Genomic DNA, 3,756 nt, shown 5'->3' with positions numbered 1-3,756 from the left:
GTGCTGGCGCCAGGTGCCGGCTATTTCGGCGTCCAGCAGGAGGATTCCCGGGTTTGCGGCTGGCCGCCAGACTGTTCTGCGGTGGGTGGCGTCAGGGACCAGCAGGGGCCGATCGGCCAGTTCTGTGAGCGGGTCGTACGGAGGGAGCAGCCGGGGCCCGAGCGAGGTGTCGGGTTCCTGAAGGCGGTCCAGGTGGTCGATGTGCGTCCAGTACTTGGTGCCGTCTACTTCTACCGGGCGTAGTTCGTCGGCGATGAGAGTCCACCAGCGGCGGGCTGCCTTCGGGGTGATGGCCAGCCAGGACGCCAGATGCGCGGGGCGGGCGGGGCCGAAGGCCGCCAGGAAGTCGCGTACCAGCGTGGCGCGGCTGTCCCTGGAGTCCGCGGGTGGGAACGGGTCGGCTGGACGGTAGCGGAACCGGCTCGGGGCCGAGGCGTCGACCTCGATGGCGAGCCCGGCCTGGAGGGTGGCCTGCCGGAAGAGCTGGTCGTGGACGTGTGCGGCGCCGCAGCCTTCGCACCATGGCGTGAGCCGCCGGTCCACTTCGGGGCTCACCGTGCCGCTGAGTTCGCCTTTGGTGAGTGGACGTGTGACGGCGGTTCGCATTGCCGCGGCGACCTCGTCCAAGGCGGAGTCGAAGGTGATGCCTTGGTCGGCCAGATGGGCGCCGAACGGGCCGATCGACTGGGGCGGCAGGTCTTGGACGTCCTCGATCCGGAGGGCCGCCGCCAGCCGTGGCAGGTCGGCGGCGCGGTGCAGGTGCATGGCGCCCCGGATCGAATGGACGAGGATCGTGGGCGGGGGCGCGGAGGTCCGGAGGCGGAGGGCGAGCGTCGCGCTACGTCCTGGCGGGTAGTCCTGCAGACCGGTGGCGAGGACCGTCGCGCCGTCGCCGGGGGTGGTGGGGCCGAGGTCGTGGGCGGCGAAGCGGAAGGCGAGGACCTGCGCGCGGCTGAGGACGGTCATCGTGCTAGCTGTGGGGTGGCTTCGCCGTCTTGGTGGGGGCCCGGCATTCGGCGTTCGGTGGCGTTGATGTAGTCGTCCAAGGCCTGGCGGGAGCGGACGAGTGTGTCGATGTGCTCGTCCAGGCCGCGTAGGCGTGTGCGCAGGGCGGTCAGGAGCTCGGGGCAGGGCTCGAGGTCTGGGGCGGTGCCGGTGGCGCAGGGCAGGAGGAACGCGATCTCCTGCGTGGACAGCCCGGCTTCGAGCAGCCTTCTGATCTGGGTCACGGTCAGCACGGCATCGTCGCCGTAGTCGCGGTAGCCGTTGGCACTGCGGCGGGGTTCCAGCAGGCCCTGGGCCTCGTAATAGCGGAGTTGGTGGGCGTGGACTCCGGTCCGTCTGCTCAGCTCCCCGATCAGCACGCGCCCGCTCCTCCTTGACCTTCATATCGATGTGAACGTTGATGATTCTGCCATGAGCGACTGCCGATCTCGGGGGAGCAGATGATGGGGAACAACGATGCCGGACGTATGCCTGTGACCGTCCTGGGTCTGGGCTTGATGGGGCAGGCTCTGGCCGGGGCGTTCCTGGACGGTGGGTATCCGGTGACGGTCTGGAACCGCACGGCGGGCAAGGCGGAGGATCTCGTCGCGCGAGGGGCGACGCTCGCCGGGTCGGTTCGCGACGCGGTCGCGGGCGGGGAGGTCGTGGTCGTCTGCGTCTCGGACTACGGGGCGGTCCGGGAGCTTCTCGAACCGCTGGGGGACGTCCTGGACGGCCGGGTCCTGGTGAACCTGACCTCGGGGACGTCGGCGCAGGCGCGGGAGGTCGGCGAGTGGGCGGCGCAGCGGGGCGGGCGCTATCTGGACGGTGCGATCATGGCCGTTCCGGCGGGCATCGGCACGGCGGACGCCACCATCGTCTACAGCGGGCCGCAGGCCGCCTTCGATCTGCATGAACCGGTCCTGAGAAGCCTCGCCCCCGAGACGGTTTTCCTTGGGGACGACCCAGGGCTCTCGGGGCTGTACGAAGTGGCCGGGGTGAGCCTGATGTGGAACATCCTCAACGGCTTCCTGCACGGGGCCGCGCTGCTTGAGACGGCGGGTGTCAGCGCGACGCGGTTCGCCCCGCTCGCCGGACGGGCGGTCGAGACCGTGGCCGGTTGGCTGCCCGGTTACGCGCAGCAGATCGACGACGGCGCGTATCCGGCGCTCGATTCCACGATCGACACCCATGTCGGCGCGATGGAGCATCTCGTTCAGGAGAGCGAGTCACTCGGGGTCAATGCCGAGCTTCCCCGGCTCATCAAGAGCCTGGGCGGGCGAGCCGTGGCCGGTGGACGAGGCGGCGACGGTTACGCTGCGTTGATCGAGCAGTTCCGGAAACCATCGGAGGCGCGACCGTGACCACCGCATCGTTCGACCCGCGCGCGCTGCTCGCGGAGAGCCGGCTCGGCATCCTCGCCACCATCAAGTCGGACGGGCGCCCTCAGCTCTCCCCCGTCTCGCCCTTCTACGACCAGGCGGCCGATGTCATCTACGTGTCGATGACCGAGGGACGGGCCAAGACGGCGAACCTGCGCCGGGACCCGCGCGCCACGCTGGAGGTCACCAGCAAGGACGGCTGGGCCTGGGCCACCGCCGAAGGCGTCGCGACGCTCACCGGGCCGGGCACCGATCCGCACGGTCCCGAGGTCGAGGCGCTCGTGGACTACTACCGCGCCGCCGCCGGGGAGCATCCCGACTGGGACGAGTACCGGTCGGTCATGGTGTCCGATCGCCGGGTGCTGATGACGATGACCGTCGATCACGTCTACGGCGCCAAGATCCGCTAAAGGGGTGGCCTGCTAGCGCGGGGCGTCCAGGAAGGGGAGCAGGGCGGCGGTCAGTTCGGCGGGGCGGTCTTCGGGGAGCAGGTGGCCCGCGCCATTGATGAGGTGCAGGTCGGTGTTGGGGATGAGGGCGGCGAGTTCACGTCCGCGGTCCGCGGGGACCCAGGTGTCGTCGGCGCCCCAGCAGACCAGGACGGGCAGGTCGATCGCGGGATAGCCGTCCCGGATGCGGTCGATGTAGGCGGGGTCGGCGCGGCGCTGGGCGAGCTGGCGGTAGAACGCGGCTTGCCCGGCCGTGCCGAGCCACGGGGCGGTCAAGGTGTCCAGGATGTCCGGGTGCAGTCCCGGTGAGCTGGCCGTGGTGACGTATTCGCGGAGCATGGCGCGGTGCAGAGGGCCCGGCAGCCGGCGGAAGATGTCCGCGTGCTCGCCCACCAGCGCGAAGAACTCGCTGCCCCAGGGCGGCAGCGACACCGCGTCCACCAGGGCCAGGCGCCGGTAGCGGACGCCGCGGTCCACGAGCGCGCCGAGCGCGACGGCTCCGCCGGAGTCGTGCGCGACGACGTCCGGACGAGTCAGGCCCCAGTGGTCGATGAGCTCGGCGAACACTCCGGCCAGGGCGTCGAGCGATAGGTCCTGGGCTTCGGACATGGCCGACGTGCCGTAGCCGGGCATGTCGAAGACGTACACCGCTCGGGTGGGGGACGTCATGGCGCGGGCGACGTGGCGCCAGATGAACGAGGAGAACGGCGTCCCGTGGAGGAGGACGAGAGGCCGGTCACCGGGGTCACCGAGGTCGCCCGGATCGCCTGGATCGCCTGGATCGCCCGGGGCCAATCGGTCCCATCGGACTTCTCCCTGTGAGCTTTCGTAGCTGTTGCGCAGCGTCCAGCCGTCCACGGGCGTTCCCTTCGGGTGCGGTTTCTCCTTCTGTTCCGGTTTCGGCCGACTTTACGGGGGACGGTGCGGCGCCGCGGGGGCCG

General features: G+C 70.6%; 5 protein-coding genes. 2 read left to right on the top strand and 3 right to left on the bottom strand.

What is annotated here, in order from left to right:
* Positions 1-966, bottom strand: a 966-nt coding sequence (locus E1264_RS41320) for a winged helix DNA-binding domain-containing protein (RefSeq protein ID WP_132182833.1), incomplete at its 3' end; no start/stop codon positions are given.
* Positions 963-1,364 (bottom strand): MerR family transcriptional regulator, encoded by a 402-nt coding sequence (locus tag E1264_RS41315; protein ID WP_132182831.1) that lies wholly within the window; start codon positions 1,362-1,364, stop codon positions 963-965. The genes E1264_RS41320 and E1264_RS41315, both read right to left, overlap by 4 nt.
* Positions 1,365-1,472: 108 nt before the next feature.
* Here E1264_RS41315 and E1264_RS41310 point away from each other — a divergent pair, with 108 nt between their 5' ends.
* On the top strand, positions 1,473-2,348 hold the full coding sequence (locus E1264_RS41310; RefSeq protein WP_207936932.1) for an NAD(P)-binding domain-containing protein: 876 nt from the start codon (positions 1,473-1,475) through the stop codon (positions 2,346-2,348).
* Entirely contained in the window at positions 2,345-2,776 is a 432-nt protein-coding gene (locus E1264_RS41305) for a PPOX class F420-dependent oxidoreductase (RefSeq protein ID WP_132182827.1), read from the top strand. The genes E1264_RS41310 and E1264_RS41305 overlap by 4 nt, the downstream gene beginning before the upstream one ends.
* 12 nt (positions 2,777-2,788) lie before the next feature.
* On the opposite strand, the gene E1264_RS41300 is transcribed toward E1264_RS41305, so the two are convergent.
* Entirely contained in the window at positions 2,789-3,673 is an 885-nt protein-coding gene (locus tag E1264_RS41300; RefSeq protein ID WP_132182825.1) for an alpha/beta hydrolase, read from the bottom strand.
* Positions 3,674-3,756 lie beyond the last annotated feature (83 nt).

Source organism: Actinomadura sp. KC216 (assembly GCF_004348535.1).
GTDB lineage: Bacteria > Actinomycetota > Actinomycetes > Streptosporangiales > Streptosporangiaceae > Spirillospora.
Note: the sequence above shows the minus strand (reverse complement) of the source record. Positions and strands in the feature narration are given on the sequence as shown.